General features: G+C 65.3%; 19 protein-coding genes and 1 pseudogene. 11 read left to right on the top strand and 9 right to left on the bottom strand.

Annotated elements, in window-relative coordinates; translation table 11 throughout:
- Nucleotides 1-43 precede the first annotated feature (43 nt).
- The 6 genes from ACFE71_RS12035 (at nt 44) to ACFE71_RS12010 (ending at nt 3,704) form a co-directional block, all read left to right on the top strand.
- Nucleotides 44-406 (top strand): hypothetical protein, encoded by a 363-nt coding sequence (locus ACFE71_RS12035; RefSeq protein WP_375429031.1) that lies wholly within the window; start codon nt 44-46, stop codon nt 404-406.
- Complete coding sequence (locus ACFE71_RS12030) at nt 396-923, top strand: hypothetical protein (protein ID WP_375429030.1); 528 nt, start codon at nt 396-398, stop codon at nt 921-923. The genes ACFE71_RS12035 and ACFE71_RS12030 overlap by 11 nt, the downstream gene beginning before the upstream one ends.
- A gap of 109 nt (nt 924-1,032) precedes the next feature.
- A complete protein-coding gene (locus ACFE71_RS12025; protein ID WP_375429029.1) occupies nt 1,033-1,680 on the top strand; it encodes a hypothetical protein in 648 nt (215 codons plus the stop codon).
- A 2-nt stretch (nt 1,681-1,682) separates the two neighbouring features.
- Nucleotides 1,683-2,732, top strand: coding sequence for an ImmA/IrrE family metallo-endopeptidase (locus ACFE71_RS12020; protein ID WP_375429028.1), 1,050 nt, complete (start codon nt 1,683-1,685; stop codon nt 2,730-2,732).
- Between the two features lie 586 nt (nt 2,733-3,318).
- Entirely contained in the window at nt 3,319-3,507 is a 189-nt protein-coding gene (locus ACFE71_RS12015; RefSeq protein ID WP_375429027.1) for a hypothetical protein, read from the top strand.
- 32 nt (nt 3,508-3,539) lie between these two features.
- On the top strand, nt 3,540-3,704 hold the full coding sequence (locus ACFE71_RS12010) for a hypothetical protein (RefSeq protein ID WP_375429026.1): 165 nt from the start codon (nt 3,540-3,542) through the stop codon (nt 3,702-3,704).
- A gap of 20 nt (nt 3,705-3,724) precedes the next feature.
- Here the strand turns inward: ACFE71_RS12010 and ACFE71_RS12005 are convergent, their stop codons facing one another.
- The 4 genes from ACFE71_RS12005 to ACFE71_RS11990 all read right to left on the bottom strand — a co-directional run bounded on the left by ACFE71_RS12005 (nt 3,725) and on the right by ACFE71_RS11990 (nt 6,946).
- A complete protein-coding gene (locus ACFE71_RS12005; protein WP_375429025.1) occupies nt 3,725-4,906 on the bottom strand; it encodes an abortive infection family protein in 1,182 nt (393 codons plus the stop codon).
- A gap of 3 nt (nt 4,907-4,909) precedes the next feature.
- Nucleotides 4,910-5,254, bottom strand: a complete 345-nt coding sequence (locus ACFE71_RS12000) for a helix-turn-helix domain-containing protein (protein WP_375429024.1) — start codon at nt 5,252-5,254, stop codon at nt 4,910-4,912.
- Nucleotides 5,251-5,601 carry a type II toxin-antitoxin system RelE/ParE family toxin gene (locus ACFE71_RS11995; RefSeq protein ID WP_375429023.1) on the bottom strand — a complete coding sequence of 117 codons (351 nt, stop codon included), beginning with the start codon at nt 5,599-5,601 and terminating at the stop codon, nt 5,251-5,253. Before ACFE71_RS11995 ends, ACFE71_RS12000 begins: the two co-directional genes overlap by 4 nt.
- Nucleotides 5,602-5,686: 85 nt before the next feature.
- Nucleotides 5,687-6,946 (bottom strand): tyrosine-type recombinase/integrase, encoded by a 1,260-nt coding sequence (locus ACFE71_RS11990; protein ID WP_375429022.1) that lies wholly within the window; start codon nt 6,944-6,946, stop codon nt 5,687-5,689.
- Nucleotides 6,947-7,570: 624 nt separating this feature from the next.
- On the opposite strand from ACFE71_RS11990, the gene ACFE71_RS11985 reads away from it, so the two are divergent.
- The 4 genes from ACFE71_RS11985 to hslU all read left to right on the top strand — a co-directional run bounded on the left by ACFE71_RS11985 (nt 7,571) and on the right by hslU (nt 10,700).
- Nucleotides 7,571-8,110: a glycoside hydrolase family 108 protein gene (locus tag ACFE71_RS11985; RefSeq protein ID WP_375429021.1), complete on the top strand. Its 540-nt coding sequence runs from the start codon at nt 7,571-7,573 to the stop codon at nt 8,108-8,110.
- Nucleotides 8,082-8,480 carry a 3TM-type holin gene (locus ACFE71_RS11980; RefSeq protein WP_375429020.1) on the top strand — a complete coding sequence of 133 codons (399 nt, stop codon included), beginning with the start codon at nt 8,082-8,084 and terminating at the stop codon, nt 8,478-8,480. The genes ACFE71_RS11985 and ACFE71_RS11980 overlap by 29 nt, the downstream gene beginning before the upstream one ends.
- A 195-nt stretch (nt 8,481-8,675) precedes the next feature.
- Nucleotides 8,676-9,242, top strand: a complete 567-nt coding sequence (gene hslV, locus ACFE71_RS11975; RefSeq protein ID WP_375429019.1) for an ATP-dependent protease subunit HslV — start codon at nt 8,676-8,678, stop codon at nt 9,240-9,242.
- 156 nt (nt 9,243-9,398) lie between these two features.
- Nucleotides 9,399-10,700 carry an ATP-dependent protease ATPase subunit HslU gene (hslU, locus tag ACFE71_RS11970; RefSeq protein ID WP_375429018.1) on the top strand — a complete coding sequence of 434 codons (1,302 nt, stop codon included), beginning with the start codon at nt 9,399-9,401 and terminating at the stop codon, nt 10,698-10,700.
- Here the strand turns inward: hslU and ACFE71_RS11965 are convergent.
- From ACFE71_RS11965 to ACFE71_RS11945, 5 genes are read right to left on the bottom strand one after another with little or no spacing between them, the layout of a single operon-like run.
- Nucleotides 10,697-11,059, bottom strand: a complete 363-nt coding sequence (locus ACFE71_RS11965; RefSeq protein ID WP_375429017.1) for a hypothetical protein — start codon at nt 11,057-11,059, stop codon at nt 10,697-10,699. The genes hslU and ACFE71_RS11965 overlap by 4 nt on opposite strands.
- Nucleotides 11,056-11,463, bottom strand: a complete 408-nt coding sequence (locus ACFE71_RS11960; RefSeq protein ID WP_375429016.1) for a hypothetical protein — start codon at nt 11,461-11,463, stop codon at nt 11,056-11,058. Before ACFE71_RS11960 ends, ACFE71_RS11965 begins: the two co-directional genes overlap by 4 nt.
- A gap of 15 nt (nt 11,464-11,478) precedes the next feature.
- The gene (gloB, locus tag ACFE71_RS11955) at nt 11,479-12,210 is read right to left on the bottom strand and encodes a hydroxyacylglutathione hydrolase (protein ID WP_375429015.1); all 732 of its coding nucleotides are present in this window, start codon (nt 12,208-12,210) and stop codon (nt 11,479-11,481) included.
- A complete protein-coding gene (locus tag ACFE71_RS11950; protein WP_375429014.1) occupies nt 12,210-12,644 on the bottom strand; it encodes a VOC family protein in 435 nt (144 codons plus the stop codon). Before ACFE71_RS11950 ends, gloB begins: the two co-directional genes overlap by 1 nt.
- Nucleotides 12,641-13,375: an alpha/beta hydrolase gene (locus tag ACFE71_RS11945; protein WP_375429013.1), complete on the bottom strand. Its 735-nt coding sequence runs from the start codon at nt 13,373-13,375 to the stop codon at nt 12,641-12,643. The genes ACFE71_RS11950 and ACFE71_RS11945 overlap by 4 nt, the downstream gene beginning before the upstream one ends.
- Nucleotides 13,376-13,487: 112 nt before the next feature.
- On the opposite strand from ACFE71_RS11945, the pseudogene ACFE71_RS11940 reads away from it, so the two are divergent.
- A pseudogene (locus ACFE71_RS11940) lies at nt 13,488-15,144 on the top strand (amidohydrolase); the annotation flags it as partial.

Here is a 15,144-nt window from a genome sequence, read left to right as displayed (position 1 = left end):
GGTGAATCAGCGAACGGCGCTCAGCTCAACCCGCTGATTGGGTTTGAGCCCTAGCACCACATTCTGGTGGTGGTACACGATTGCCTCAAATCTACGCGACCTCAATCCTGCGGATATTCAGGCCTTTCGCGTAAACGACGCCATACTTCAGGACGCGCGGCTCGCTAAAGCTGGCGAGGCATATCTCGATGACCTAGATAGAAACAGCATTATGCTAACGCGAGAGCAGCGCCAAACCGGAACAACACAAACGCAATCCTTCAAAATCCAAAAATCAAAGCCGCTGATCGACAATATCGACCGATTGTTAGCCCCCCATTTCGGATTCAGCGGAGAGGAACTCGATTTCATCCTCAACTACGACATAAAATACCGCATGGGCGCAGATGAGGACGATGCCGATTGAACCGCGCTCCATGCGTGTCGGTGCGGTCGAGCTGGGTAGCGCACCCATCGCCTTTTTCTGCTCGCGGTCCTGCCCCGGTGACATAATCCTGAAAGCGCAGGACTGGGCCAATGCCCGAGGCACGGAAAGCGTCCCGGTGATCGGTGGCTTCCACACACCCGTCGAACGCGACGTGCTGCGCATCCTGCTGCGCGGCGGTGCGCCCGTCATCATCGTCCTCGCCCGCGCGGTGCAGGGCTATCGCGCGCCACCCGCGATCAAGGCCGCCGTCGCCGCTGGCTTGGCCCGGATCGTCAGCCCGTTCCCGCTTACCCAAACCCGCACTACGGCCGCTACCGCTGAAGCGCGCAACCGCCATATCCTGACCTTGTGCGAGCGCGTCCTGATCGCGCACGCCGCGCCTGGCGGCAAGACCGAGACGCTCGCCAACGAAGCTGCATCGCGCGGTCTGACCCACCAGACCCTGAACTCCCCCGCCAACGCCAACCTTATCGCGCTTGGCGCGGCGGCGGTTTGAAGATATGATTCCGCGACGGCCTGATTAAACGCGATGGCAGATCACGCTTGACGGCGATAACATCTTCTACCACGTTTGAGGAACGAAATCTTATCGAGGGCTGTGGCACATGATTCCGGCGCGCATCTATAACGAAGAATGGACGGTTGATGCTCGCCTGAGCGAGACATTCGGCGTCACGCGCGAGCAGCTCATCCAGGTCGTTAAAGAGGTCGTCGGTGCCCGCGCCGATGCGGTTGAAAACGACCCGATCACCGCCGCCGGTCAATTTGCCTACATCCACGGGACACGGAACGTCCGCGCGCTTTTCCGTGCGCGGGGCTGGAACCTGTTCCGGAAGGACAACATCGAACTCGTCAGGCATCCTGAGCGTGACCTCACGATCAGCTATCAGAGCGTCGATCTTGCGGCATCCGAGTCCTGCTCGCCGCTGGCGATTTCCGGAAAGGGCGCGGGAGCCGAGCGCGCGATTGAGGAGGCGCAGCTTTCGCTGTTTTCGCCCGCCGAGTTGGAGCGTTCCGATCCGCGCGCGCGTGCCACGATCAATACCGGGATGTGGTTCTTTTGCGTCTCTGTGGTCGACGACGACGTTCGTGCCGAATTGTCGCTCGCGTCGGGCGTCAGCGGCGGAAATTTCTCGGGGTTCATCGAACGCATTTTCATCGTGAAGAAGGGCGAATGGGACAACATTCGGCTTGGCACCGGGCAGGACTCCGACGCCGTTGATTTCGAGCCGATCATCATTCGCAAGCAATAGCGATGTTCAATGTTGAAAGGCTGGAGCTGGCGCGAAAACGGCGTCGGTACACGGCGAGGATTCTTGCTGAACGGGCGGGCATTGCGCCCGTTACGCTTTCCCGCATCGTCCATAAGCAGCAGGTTCCCGATGAGAGCACTGTTGAGGCGCTCGTTGCGGCGCTCGGCTTTACGCGCGCGTTTTTCGAGCAGGACGATTTTGACCCGATTGACGCAAGCGCGGCCAGCTTCCGCAGCCTGACGGGCATGACCGCGCGCGAACGCGATGCGGCGTTGGCGGCGGGGTCGTTGGCGTTTGAAGTCATGGATTGGGTGAGTGAAAGGTTCACGCTACCCGAGCCGGACATCCTTGACCTAGGGCATGAGCGCAATCCGGTCGCCGCCGCCCGAATGTTGCGCCAGCATTGGGCGATCGGCGAGAAGCCGATCGCGAACATGATCAAGCTGCTAGAATCGAAGGGCGCTCGTGTCTTCTCGCTCGCGGAGGATACCAAGAACGTCGATGCTTTTTCATGCTGGCGAAATAACGAGCCGTACATTTTCCTGAACACGTTCAAGTCGAGCGAACGCAGCCGTTTTGATGCCGCCCATGAGCTCGCACATCTTGTCCTTCACCGGCACGGTGGCCCGCAGGGGCGAAAGGCGGAAACCGAAGCGAACAACTTCGCGTCAGCCTTCCTGATGCCGCAAGCCGATCTCGTATCGACGATCCCCTACGTCTCGAGCGTCGACCAGATCATTCAAGCCAAGAAGCGGTGGGGAGTTGCCGCTGTCGCGTTGGCGTATCGGCTGAACAAACTTGGGCTCATGACCGAATGGCAGTATATTCAGATCAACCGCCAATATCGCTCGTCCGAACCTGAGGGACTACCCCCCGAGCGTTCAACTGTATGGCAAATGATTCTTACCGATCTTTGGAAGGACGGCCTCTCTAGGGGCCACATCGCGCAGCAATTGCTTCTTCCCGACGAGGAACTGGAAAGCCTCTTGTTTGGGCTCGTTGGCGATACCGCGCCGCCTGAAAGACAGAACCCTGTGCTTCGGGCAGTTTGAGAGCGATTTGTGAAGCTGCCCTTCGGGCGACCCGCTCTATTCGCTGGCGCGAACCGGGCCTGTAGTCTCGACCCATCCGGGTAACGATCGGGAGCAAAGGGAAAGGGCGGCCGCAAATTGAGCGGGATTTTCTAAGGACGCGCTCTGTCCCGCGCTGCGCGCTCCTAAGGGCGCGACTTCTTTGAACTGACCCGCTGGCGCTCTTGCCTCTCTCCTTGCCGGACGCCCGCGGTCGGTCTGCGCTGCGTCCCTGTGCCGGGGCTGCGCTGACGCGCAACGACCGGCGGGGACTTGCTTGCCGCCGCAGGGCGTCCGTCGGCGTCACGCCGTGCAAGGGCGCCGTTCTTGAGCCGCGACGCGGCTGCGGGAGGCTGACGCCTCCGTTCTTCTGATTGTGTGGGAACGCCAAGGGCTTTGCCCTCTCGTTCCCAAACCGAAATAGACGCCCCCGTGTGGCAGTCGCTTGCGCGCCCGCTGGCCCGCGCCCAGGCATCGATTTCGGTTTTCCCTCCCCCTCCCATCCTCGCCGGAAGGCAGGCCGCATGCCGCAGGCAGTGCGGCTTTCAGCCGAGCGAAGGGTTGGGACATGACCGATTTGCTGTTGCAGTATCGCGCTTGTGGGGCGGAGTGCCGTGATGATTATCTTCGTCAGGTTGCCCACGAGAACGGCTTGCCGCTGGCGTGTGTGCGGCGGATTGCCGATGAGCTTGGCGAGAGCGAGGACTTCGGCGCGCTTGTCTTAGTGTGCGAGGAGCGTTGCGGGCGGGCGCAATGACGCAATCCTGCGGCCCAGGGGTCCGCATCGCAGTGGCCAACCCCGATCAGATTATGATGGCGGGTGTCCCCCCTGTCAGCATGGGCGAACGGCTTGGCTGGCTTGCGGCGCAGCCGATGCAGGTCAGGCGGCCGCAGCGCCCCCTCGACATCGGCTTTTGGGACCCGATGCGGAAGCAGCTTGATATGTTCGAGTGATTCACCCTCCCGACAGACCTCTACGCAGCCTCTTTTTGCGCATCTGCCACGCGCGCTTCCCACGTCGCGACGAGGAAAATCGCCATGCTTCCCGCAAGGTTCACTGCCAGTTCGGCATGTCTTACCGCCGGCTTGGCCTTTCGTGGGCCGCCGCCGTGAGCATCACCCAGCTTGTTGCGCAAAGCGCCAAGCGACTCGACAACCGACTGGCAGCTTCCGAGGATTTGTTTGAAGACCTGTTCGCTATGGTCGTCCGGGGCCAGCTTCATCGCCTTCGACAGCTTGCGATAGAGCGTGGGCAGGTCGTCCTGATCCGAAACGTCAATTGCCTGGTCGGCGAGCAGCCATCGACAAACATCTTCAAGTAGCGTTCGTGCTAGAGTGATTGCGCCCGCTGGGTCAACGACGCGCCGATCCAACGCGGCCTTCCAGCGCGCGTGAACCTGGTCAGGATCAAACCGCGCCAAGGTTCCCGAGATCACGTCGTGGCTAGGTGCCGCATGGCCCATATACTGAACCGTAAAGACCGGATAACCGGACAGTCGCGAAGACTGCACGAGCCGAAAGCCGTCGTTCTTAAGTTCTCCGTTGAGCTTTTCGATTCTCTCGGTCTGTATTTCTTCCGTCACCGTCTCGGGATGGACAGCCAATTCGAGAAATCGAAAGAGTAGAGATTTCGACGCCTCAACAAGCCCTAGCTGCTCACCAAGATCGCGGTATGTCCAGTCGTCGTTACGGATCCAGTGCTGCACGAAGTCATCGCGCAGCGTCCTTTCGTCCCACTCGCTCGGACCCGTTGTGCGAATTTCCGACAATGGAAAGAGGCGTTCGAGGAAGGCGATTTCATCATACTCGGTGCAGAGCGGGTGGCCAGTCAACGCCTCAAACGCACGGCGTCGCGTGCGTGCCGAGACAGGTGGTGTTCCCGTCTCACCAGCCTTAGCCAGAGACTCCGCCAACCGATAGTCATTCTCTTCATCGAGGAGCGCGCGAGCAATGGCAACGACTTGGTGGCTTTGCAAAGGCACAAGGCGCGAGTGCGCGTATTTGAATTTGCTGCGCATCGCCTCATCTTCGTTACCATCGGCGAGGCCGAGCTTGGCGCACAGGCCGGGAACGTCATACGCCTTGCTTGCCGCGATGACTTCCGCTGCGCGGGTGCGGATTGATTTGATGAGATCGGCAGGCGGTTCGTTAGCCATAGTTCAAGCAGCAAGCGGCGGAGATAGCGACCGACGACCCGACCCGCCGCGTCGCGCAACGGAAACCTTTACCCGCACGTCCCGGTTGAGCCGGTCGAGGATGCGCATCAGCCGGTCGATCGTGAAGCGGTCGAGCTTGACCTGGCGGATGCGCGAGAAGTCGGCCGCCGCGATGCCTGTCCGCGCCTCGGCGTCGCGCACCGTCAGCCGCTCGGCGTCGAGCGTCTTGATGATCTCGGCGGCGAGGATAGCGCGAAACTGGCGCAGGCTCGCATCGGGCGCGCCGAAGTCGGCGAAGACGTTGCCGGAACCGCGTACCAGTTCGAGGTCGTCGCTTTGGTCGGTCATGCCAGCATCTCCTTCAATCGCTTGATCCGCTCGCGCACGAGGTCGATTTCGTGGCGCGGCGTCGCAATTCCCTTGGTCGATTTCTTCTGGAAGGCATGAACCACCCAGATGTCATCTCCCAACTGGAGCGCATAGACGACGCGATAGGCGTCGCCGCGCTCCTTAATCGCCAATTCCCATACGCCCGCGCCGAGCCCGGCGAGCGGCTTGGCAACGTCTGGTGTCCCGCCATCGGCGACGACCGTCAGGGCATCGAGCGCCCGGTCGATCGCTCCCGCTGGGAACGCCTCGAAATCTTTTCGCGCCGCCTTAATCCACGAGATTGTCCGAAGCGTCGTGCGAGGCATGATCATATGTAGTCAGATATGCCAACAGCGTCAAGCCGAGCCTGTCGACCAGCAATGACTTTCGGGACCACCACCTCGAACCCGACTAACGCACCAGCGCCAGCACCTTGTTTTCCCCCTTCGCCTCGCGAGGAATGTCGAGGACTTCGACCGCCTTGAGCTTGAACTCGGGGGCGAGATGCGCGTAGCGCAAGGTCATGGTGTAATCGCTATGGCCGAGCAGCTCGCGGATCGTGTTGAGATCGACGCCGCCCATTGCCAGCCGCGAGGCAAAATGATGGCGCATGTCGTGCCAGCGGAAATCGGCGATACCCGCGTCTTTGAGCAAGCGCCGCCATGAGAAATTGACGCGATCAAAGCGGACGCCCGCGTCATTGACGAATACCAGTCCGGCCAAATCCTCGCACTGCGCGCGCCAGTTGGTCAGCACCGAGGTTGCTTCGCGGTTTAGCGGGATATGCCGTGTCCGGCGCGACTTCGCGGTCGCGCCCGTTACGGTCAGAATGCGGCGCTCCATATCGACGTTCGACCAGGTGAGGTCGAACAGTTCACCGCGTCGGCAGCCCGTGTTGATTGATAGCAGGATGAGCGGCTTGACGTGATCGGTGAACACGACCGACCGCAGGCTCGGCAGCAGGACATAGCCGCGCTCGTCCCGCCAATGATTGGCGGAATCGCGCTCGACGCGGCGGCGCTCTTCGCGCGCTTCGATGACGGCGCGGAGCCGCGCCTCCTCGGCTTCATTCAGATACCGTACTTTGAGGCAGTCATCGACCCGCGCCTTTTTGACCTTGGCGAGCGGATTGACCGGCAGCAGACCCCAATCGACCGCGCGGTTGAAGCTGGCCTTGATCGAGGAAATGTCGCGATTGATCGTCTGGTTGCTGAGCCCACGCTCGACCTGCTTCGCGCGCCAGCGCTCGACATCAAGCGCCGTGATCGTGTCGAGCGGCTTGTCGAGCAGGTGTTTGAACGCCGTCTTTAGTCGATTGAGGTTTTGCCCATACGCCTTCTGGCTCGACTTCGCCCACGCCGCGTAATCGCCGTCGATATAGGAGCCATAGGTGGGCATGGCCGCTTTGGGCTTGCGCGCCTCGATCGGGTCGATCCCCTGGAAGGCTTCCGCGAGGATCGCCCGCGCGCTCACACGCGCTTCATTCAGACCAAGGGCGTCGGCCCGTCCGAGCCAGACGCGTTTGCCGCGCGCGAACTCGCAATACCACGACTTCGCGCCTCCGGGTGTAACCCGCAGCACGAGACCCTTGAGGCGCATGTCGCGATGCTCGACGGGTCGCAGTGTCGGCACGATCTTGTCGACGGCCATCTGGGTTAAAGCAGCGCGCATCGCCTTACCTCACCGGCTGATTGGGACACAAATCCCGTGGTGCTGTGGTGGTGCGAATTGATGAAACGGGACGGAACAAAACGAAACAATCTGCACCACCACAGCACCACGGACATACCGGAGAACCCCCGGAAAATCAAGGTTTTCTGTTCAATTACGGTGCGTTAGAGACCACCCATTTTGGCGGCTAGGGGTGTGGGGGTCGTAGGTTCGAATCCTGTCGCCCCGACCAAGTCGAGCCAGCCAGGTGGCTACGCCATCTCGCGCTCGACCGGCCGGCGCGGCCCAAGCCGCGGCCGACGGCATGGGCTTTGCCCATGCCCCCTCACCGACCGGTTTTATCCCGCCGTCACCCCGGACTTGATCCAGGGTCCCGCTACTTCGTCATCGGCCGTCGAAAGCGGGACCCCGGATCAAGTCCGGGGTGACGGGCCAGTTGGAACAGGCGTGTTCATCGGCAGCCCCGTCGCGGCTAAGCCGCGCCGTCGGACGTCGCGGGTGCGACGCCGGCCGGGCAAAATGCTTGGGAGATCGCCAGCTTCGCTTGCGATCTTGCATTTTGCCCTGTCCTACAACCCCCGACTCATGTTCACTCTCCGTTCCTACCCGAACCGGAGAACGGCCATGAACCTGAACGACCTTATCGACGACCTGATCGACCGCGAGGGCGGCTACGTCCACCACCCCGCCGACCGCGGCGGCGCGACCTGTTGGGGGATCACCGAGGCGGTCGCCCGCGCCGAGGGTTATCCCGGCCCGATGCGCATCCTGCCGCGCGACACCGCCGCCGGCATCTACCGCCGCCTTTATTGGCTCCGCCCGGGCTATGACCGCGTGGCGATCCGCGCGCCGCTGGTCGCGGCCGAGTTGTTCGACACCGCCGTGAACATGGGCCCGGCGACCGCCACCGCGTTCCTCCAGCGCGCGCTCAATGCGCTCAACCGGGGCGCGAGCGACTTTCCCGATCTGCGCGTCGACGGCCGCGTCGGCCCGACCACGCTCGCCGCGCTCGACGCCTTCGCGCTCCGCCGCGGTCGGGGCGGCGAACAGGTGCTGCTGAAGGCGGTCGAGGCGCTCCAGGGTGAACGCTACCTCCGGCTCGCCGAGCGCCGCCCGGCGAACGAGGCGTTCCTCTATGGCTGGCTCGCCAACCGGCTCGGCTAGCGACCGACGGCCGCGGCGCAAGACGCGTCCACGCCTATACTTCCCTAAACTTGTTCAGGAACGAACATTGGAAAACCAGCATATTTCCGGCGACCTCGCGCCCCGACCCCCCGCCCCCCGACCCGTCGCCGATCCCTGGACCCGCCGCGCGCGGCCGGGCTTCCTCTATGTCATGTATGCGCTGCTGCTCTGGGCGATCCCGGTCGGGCTGCTCGCGGCGGTCAGTCCGACGGCGGCGGAAGCGGTCGCGCGCGCCACCGCCGCCTATCTGGGCGCGATCCCCGAGCCGCTCTACGCGCTTTTCGGCACCGGCTATCTCGGCTACACGCTCGCGCGGACATGGGGAAAGGCTAGGGGCGTGGAGCGTTGAGCGTCGCCATGACCCGTCGTACCTTCCTCGCTGGCCCTCAAGCCCTATCCCGGTCGGGGCCATGCCGATCTCGTCATCGGCCTCGCCCGGCCATTGCGCGGGCGCGTGCCGACGCTTGCCGACAGCGCCGCTTACCTCCGCGAGCACAGCCGGTGAGCACGTTGCGCCCCGCCCGGCGCATCCTACATCGCCGACATGAGTTCCGAACGCACCGCCGCGCCCGTCTGGCACGGCACCACCATCTGCTCGGTCCGTAAAGGAGGCCGGGTGGTCATCGCCGGCGACGGCCAGGTCTCCGCCGGCCAGACGATCATGAAGCCCAACGCGCGCAAGGTCCGCACCCTGGGCGAGACCGCGAAGGTAATCGGCGGCTTCGCGGGCGCGACCGCCGACGCGTTCACGCTGTTCGAACGGTTGGAGGCCAAGCTGGAGCGCCATCAGGGCAAGCTGATGCGCGCCGCCGTCGAGCTGGCGAAGGACTGGCGGACCGACAAGTACCTCCGCAACCTGGAGGCGATGATGATCGTCGCCGACCGCGAGGTGACGCTGATCCTGACGGGCAACGGCGACGTGCTGGAGCCCGAGGGCGGGATCGCCGCGATCGGCTCGGGTGGCAATTTCGCGCTCGCCGCCGCCCGCGCCATCGACGCCTATGAATCCGACGCGGAGACGATCGCGCGAAAGGCGATGGCGATCGCCGCCGAGGTCTGCGTCTACACCAACGACCGCCTGACCGTGGAGGCGCTGGACGCCGCGACCTAGTTTCCTCCCCTCTCCCGCTTTGGCGGGAGAGGGTGGCCGAGCGTAGCGAGGTCGGGTGAGGGTAGTTCTTCCTTACTCGCGCTGATCCGGCCCTCACCCTGGCCCTGCGGGCCTGTCCCTCTCCCGCGAAGGCGGGAGAGGGTTTTAGGAAGAAGAATGAACGACCAGCTTACCCCCAAGGCGATCGTCGCCGCGCTCGACGCGCACATCATCGGCCAGGCCGACGCCAAGCGCGCGGTCGCGGTCGCGCTCCGTAATCGTTGGCGCAGGCAGCAGCTGACCGGCGAGCTGCGCGACGAGGTGACGCCCAAGAACATCCTGATGATCGGGCCCACCGGCTGCGGCAAGACCGAGATCAGCCGCCGCCTCGCCAAGCTCGCCGACGCGCCGTTCGTGAAGGTCGAGGCGACCAAGTTCACCGAGGTCGGCTATGTCGGCCGCGACGTCGAGCAGATCGCACGCGACCTGGTCGAGGAGGCGATCCGGCTGGAAAAGGAGCGCAGGCGATCCGCCGTCAAGGATAAGGCGGAAGCATCCGCGCTGTCGCGCCTGCTCGACGCGCTGACCGGCAAGGGCGCGAGCGAGGCGACGCGCGCCGCGTTCGAGCAGCGTTTCCGCGACGGCCATCTCGACGCGACCGAGATCGAGATCGAGCTGGAGCAGACGCCGCAGATGCCCTTCGAGCTGCCCGGCGGCCAGCAGATGGGGATGATCAATCTCGGCGAGATGATGGGCAAGGCGTTCGGCGGCGCGCAGCTTAAGCGGCGCAAGCTGACGGTGCGCGCCGCCTGGGACAAGCTGGTCGACGAGGAGGCGGACAAGCGCCTCGATCAGGACGAGGTCAGCCGCCAGGCGCTCGCCGACGCCGAGGCGAACGGGATCGTGTTCCTCGACGAGATCGACAAGATCGCCATGTCCGAACAGCGCGGCGGCGGCTCCGTCAGCCGCGAGGGCGTCCAGCGCGACCTGCTGCCGCTGATCGAGGGGACGACCGTCTCGACCAAATACGGGCCGATGAAGACCGATCACATCCTCTTCATTGCCTCGGGCGCGTTCCACGTCGCCAAGCCGAGCGACCTGCTCCCCGAGCTCCAGGGTCGCCTCCCGATCCGCGTCGAGCTGAAGGGGCTGACCGAGGAGGACTTCGTCGCGATCCTGTCGGACACCAAGGCGTCGCTGCTCGTCCAGTATAAAGCGTTGATCGCGACCGAGGGTGTGACGATCGACTTCACTGACGACGGCATCCGCGCGGTCGCGCGCATCGCCGCGGAGGTGAACGGCCAAATCGAGAATATCGGCGCCCGGCGGCTCCAGACGGTGATGGAGAAGCTGTTGGAGGAGGTCAGCTTCGACGCCGAGAACCGGCACGGCCAATCGCTCGTGATCGACGCGGCCTATGTGGACAAGCAGCTGGCGAGCATTGCCCGCAACACCGACCTCAGCCGGTTCGTGCTCTAGCGGGTGGGCCGGTCATAGGGGGTGAACTGGGTGAAGCGGCAATAGCCTGACGGGATGGTGGTGCTCGGCAGCAATGTGCGGAACCGGTCGTTGCGGCAGATCTGATGAGCGCCGAACACCTCGACGATCAGGATCGTGTTCGGCCGGAGCGAGGGACATGCGCTCACAGGCCCGGTGCGCCAGATCCGGCGTCCGCTTTCTCGGTACAGGATCGTGCGTTCGTCGACGATCGCCGGCGAGGTATTCCGGCTGAGGCTGAGGCAGTCACGCGGCTCGCCCGCTATCCGTCCGGCGAGCGGGTCGCGCTTCGCCCCGACGGACAGGCCGGCCGCGAGGATGAGGACGAGCGCGCGGATCACGGGCGGCGGTAGGGGATGAAGTCACCGAACGCGCAACTACCCGTCGGGAAGCGCGAGCCACGGTCGATCGTCTGGACGATGTCGCCCCGGCACGAGCGCGACTGCGGCGTCCGCGTGACGAGGATGTCGTCTCGCCCGGCGCCGGGGCAGCTTCCGTTCATGTCGTTGCGGTACTTGACCGAACTCGACACGCGGTAGACGAGCCTCGATCCGAATCCCTTGCTCGAGACCTGCGCGCGGGCAGGTTCGGGAAGGCAGGCGGTCGGCTTGCCCGGCACCAGCCCGGCGAGCTCGGCGGCGAGCGCCTCTTGCGTCTGGAGATCGAGGGCCGCAGCCCGCTCGGCTTCCCGCGGAGTGGTCGAGCAGGCGGCGAGCGGTATGACGAAGATCGGAAGAAAGCGCATCCGCCAAGAACGCGCCTAACCCCGAAAACGGTCCTTCCCCGCCCGCCGCTCCGCCAATTCGTCCGCCGACGAGGCGCGCATGAACGGGTTGGTGGCTCGTTCGAGCGCGATCGTGGAGGGAACGGTGGGCTCGTTCCCGGCCCGGAGCGCGTCGACTTCCGTCATCCGGGCGACCAGTCCGGCGTTGTCCGGTTCGACCGTCAGCGCATAGCGGCCATTCGACTGCGTGTATTCGTGCCCGCAATAGACGCCCGTCTCGCCGGGTAGATCGGCCAGGCGGAGCATGTTCGCGAACATCTGTTCGGGCGTCCCCTCGAATAGTCGTCCGCAGCCCATCGCGAACAGCGTGTCGCCGCTGACCAGCAGCCCTCCTTTCGCGAAGTGGAACACGACATGCCCGAGCGTGTGGCCGGGCGTCTCGATGACGGCAGCCCGGTGCCCGCCAAGCGTGACCACGTCGCTCTGGGCGACCGTGCGGTCGAGCGTCGGGATGCGCGCCGCCTCCGCTGCCGGGCCGGTCACGACCGCGCCGCCGGCCTTGATGTCCGGGATGCCCGCGATGTGGTCGGTGTGCCAGTGGGTCGCCCACACCTGCCCGATGCGCCAGCCGCGTGCCGCGGCGGCGTCCAGCATCGGCGCGGCCTCGCCCGGATCGATCGCCAGCGTCTCCCCGGATGCGGGGTCGTGGACCAGCCAAGCATAGTTGTCGCTCAGTACGGGGACACGGATGACCTCCAAACCGGCCATTACCAGCTGCCCGTGTTCGGCATCGACGCCCAGGGCTCGGCGGGCTCCAGGCGACCCTGCTGGAGCAGTTCAATCGAGATGCCATCGGGCGTCTTCACGAACGCCATGTGCCCATCGCGCGGCGGGCGGTTGATCGTCACGCCGCCGTCCATGAGCTTTTGACAAGTCTCGTAGATGTCCTCGACGCGATAGGCGAGGTGGCCGAAATTACGTCCGCCCACATACTCCTCCGCGTCCCAATTGTGCGTCAGTTCGATCTCGGCGCGGGCGCGTTCGCCGGGCCCGTTCATGTCTTCGGGCGTGGCGAGGAAGATCAGGGTGAAGCGGCCCTGCTCGTTCTCCATGCGCCGGACCTCCTGGAGGCCGAGCAGTTCGAAGAAGCGGATGGTCGCGTCGGGGTTGGTCACGCGGATCATGGTGTGGAGGTAGATCATCGGGTCGTTTCCTCTGCGGTTCGAATCACGTCCTGGGTCGCGTCGATCAGGAGCGCGATGTCCGCGTCGCGCGACAGGCGATGATCGCCGTCCTTGACCAACACACAACGCACGTCGTTTGATTTCAGCATCGTGGCGAGCTGGGCGGTCCGGACCCACGGCACGTCGGGATCGCGCTGGCCCTGCAAGAGGCGGACGGGCACGCTCACCGCGATTTCGCCGAACATGATGCGGTTCGCCTCGCCCGACGACCAGAAGGCGCGGGTGTAGACGGTCGGCGCCGGGCCGTACGGGTTTGAGCGTTCCAGCCGTCCATGCTGGAGCAGGTGCATCTTCTCGTCGGTCGTGAAGCCCCAGTCGGTGAAGTCGGGGGCGGGCGCGACGCCGACAAGTCCGACCACCCGATCGGGCCGGGCGATCGCGGCGAGCAACGTCAGCCAGCCGCCCATCGACGACCCGACCAGCACCACCGGCCCGGTCGCGACCGAGTCGATCATCGACAACGCGTCGTCGCGCCAGTCGGCCAGGGTCCGGTCGTCGAACGGGCCCTCGCTCCGGCCGCAGCCGCTGTAATCGAAGCGGAGGAAGCCGCGGCCGTTCGCGCGCGCCCACCCTTCGAGCGCGAGCGCCTTCGAGCCGGCCATGTCCGATGCGTAGCCGGGAAGGAAGAGGATCGTCGGCCCGACACCCTCGGTTAGATGATGCGCGAGGCGGGGGCGGGCTTCCGTCATCACGTTGGCCATAGCGGCGCGGGCGGGGGCGAGGGAAGGGCGGCGCTCCGTCACCCGTTGCGAAAGCGGGTCGGCCCGGCGATAGCGGACGGCGAAACATAAAAGGACATCCATGAAGCACCGCACCGTCGCGCTCGTTTCGCTAATCGCGCTCGCCGCGCATCAGGTAGGAGCGCAGGTCGCGCCGCAGCAGCAACTGCCCCGGCCCGTCGAGGAAACGCAGGCGCCCGAGGATCAGGTCGTCCGTCCCGACGGGCAGGCGCCTCCGGCGGCCTCGCCGACCCCGGCTGCCGCGACGACCCCGGTGCCCGCGCCATTGCCCACGCCCGCTGCCTGGAACGTCAACGCGCCCCCAGGCGCGACGGTGCGGCAGGTGCCGATCCGCACCGCCGAGGGCAGTTGGATGGACCTCGACGTCAGCCGCGACGGGCGAACGATCGCGTTCTCGATGCTCGGCGACCTGTACACGACGCCGATCGCGGGGGGCACGCCGACGCGGATCGCCGACGGGTTGGCGTGGGAGGTGCAGCCGCGCTTCTCGCCCGACGGCAGGCGGATCGCCTTCACCTCCGACCGGGGCGGCGGGGACAATATCTGGATCATGAACCGTGATGGCTCGGACAAGCGGCAGGTCACAACCGAGGAGTTCCGCCTCCTGAACCAGCCGAGCTGGAGCCCGGACGGCCGCTTCCTCGTCGCCAAGAAGCACTTCACCACCGGCCGCTCGCTCGGCACGGGCGAGGTGTGGATGTACCACGTCTCGGGCGGATCGGGCGTCATGCTCGTCAAACGGCCGAGCGAGACGCACCAGAAGGAATTGGGCGAGCCCGTCTACGCCGCCGATGGCAAGTCGGTCTTCTACACCAAGAACGTCACGCCCGGCCCGATCTTCGAATACGCGCAAGATTCGAACACCGACCTGTTTCATATCGAGCGATACGACCTCGACACGGGCGAGACGACGACCGCGGTGTCGGGCGAGGGCGGCTCGGTCCGCCCGACGCCGTCGCCGGACGGCAAGCGCATCGCATTCGTCCGGCGCGAGGCGACGCGGTCGAAGCTGTACGTCAAGGACCTGGCCTCCGGGGAGGAGCGCAAGATCTACGACGCGCTGGATCAGGACGTGCAGGAGACCTGGGCGGTTACCGGTGTCTACCCGAACATGGCGTGGACGCCCGACAACCGGTCGGTGCTGTTCTGGGCGGGCGGCAAGATCCGGCGGGTCGACGCCGACGGGACGAACGGCCGCGAAATCCCGTTCCGGATTGACGACAGCCGGGGCATGATCGCCGCGCCGCATCCACAGGTCGCGGTGTCGCCCGACCGCTTCGCCACCGCAATGCCACGCTTCGCGTCCGTGTCGCCGGACGGGCGGCAAGTCGTGTTCGAGTCGCTCGGCAAGCTGTGGACCAAGCCGATGGCGGGCGGGACACCTCGGCGGCTTACGCGGGTGGGCGAGGGCGACGGCATGGAACTGTTCCCGACCTGGTCGCGCGACGGCCGAACCATCGCCTTCGTAGCCTGGATCGACGCCGGGCTCGGCCGCATCCGCAGCGTCGCGAGCGGGGGCGGGACCGCGCGCGATGTGACGACCACGCCGGGCCATTACGCCCGCCCGCGCTTCTCGCCGGACGGTCGCACGATCGTGTTCGAGCGTCGCGGGAGCGAGGGGTTGACCTCGCCGCGCTGGTCGGAGGACCCGGGCGTGTACCGCGTGGCGGCGGCGGGCGGCGCGCCCGTCCGGGTGGCGCGCGAGATGGCCTCGCCGC

The sequence above is a fragment of the uncultured Sphingomonas sp. genome, assembly GCF_964237155.1.
Lineage (GTDB): Bacteria > Pseudomonadota > Alphaproteobacteria > Sphingomonadales > Sphingomonadaceae > Sphingomonas.
Note: the sequence above shows the minus strand (reverse complement) of the source record. Positions and strands in the feature narration are given on the sequence as shown.

Excerpts from the sequence above, each read along its gene's own strand:
- ACFE71_RS12030 (WP_375429030.1), top strand. The coding sequence starts at position 396 with ATGCCGATTGAACCGCGCTCCATGCGTGTCGGTGCGGTCGAGCTGGGT.
- ACFE71_RS12025 (WP_375429029.1), top strand. The coding sequence starts at position 1,033 with ATGATTCCGGCGCGCATCTATAACGAAGAATGGACGGTTGATGCTCGC.
- ACFE71_RS12020 (WP_375429028.1), top strand. The coding sequence starts at position 1,683 with ATGTTCAATGTTGAAAGGCTGGAGCTGGCGCGAAAACGGCGTCGGTAC.
- ACFE71_RS12015 (WP_375429027.1), top strand. The coding sequence starts at position 3,319 with ATGACCGATTTGCTGTTGCAGTATCGCGCTTGTGGGGCGGAGTGCCGT.
- ACFE71_RS12005 (WP_375429025.1), bottom strand. The coding sequence starts at position 4,906 with ATGGCTAACGAACCGCCTGCCGATCTCATCAAATCAATCCGCACCCGC.
- ACFE71_RS12000 (WP_375429024.1), bottom strand. The coding sequence starts at position 5,254 with ATGACCGACCAAAGCGACGACCTCGAACTGGTACGCGGTTCCGGCAAC.
- ACFE71_RS11995 (WP_375429023.1), bottom strand. The coding sequence starts at position 5,601 with ATGCCTCGCACGACGCTTCGGACAATCTCGTGGATTAAGGCGGCGCGA.
- ACFE71_RS11990 (WP_375429022.1), bottom strand. The coding sequence starts at position 6,946 with ATGCGCGCTGCTTTAACCCAGATGGCCGTCGACAAGATCGTGCCGACA.
- ACFE71_RS11985 (WP_375429021.1), top strand. The coding sequence starts at position 7,571 with ATGAACCTGAACGACCTTATCGACGACCTGATCGACCGCGAGGGCGGC.
- ACFE71_RS11980 (WP_375429020.1), top strand. The coding sequence starts at position 8,082 with ATGGCTGGCTCGCCAACCGGCTCGGCTAGCGACCGACGGCCGCGGCGC.
- hslV (WP_375429019.1), top strand. The coding sequence starts at position 8,676 with ATGAGTTCCGAACGCACCGCCGCGCCCGTCTGGCACGGCACCACCATC.
- hslU (WP_375429018.1), top strand. The coding sequence starts at position 9,399 with ATGAACGACCAGCTTACCCCCAAGGCGATCGTCGCCGCGCTCGACGCG.
- ACFE71_RS11960 (WP_375429016.1), bottom strand. The coding sequence starts at position 11,463 with ATGCGCTTTCTTCCGATCTTCGTCATACCGCTCGCCGCCTGCTCGACC.
- gloB (WP_375429015.1), bottom strand. The coding sequence starts at position 12,210 with ATGGCCGGTTTGGAGGTCATCCGTGTCCCCGTACTGAGCGACAACTAT.
- ACFE71_RS11950 (WP_375429014.1), bottom strand. The coding sequence starts at position 12,644 with ATGATCTACCTCCACACCATGATCCGCGTGACCAACCCCGACGCGACC.
- ACFE71_RS11945 (WP_375429013.1), bottom strand. The coding sequence starts at position 13,375 with ATGACGGAAGCCCGCCCCCGCCTCGCGCATCATCTAACCGAGGGTGTC.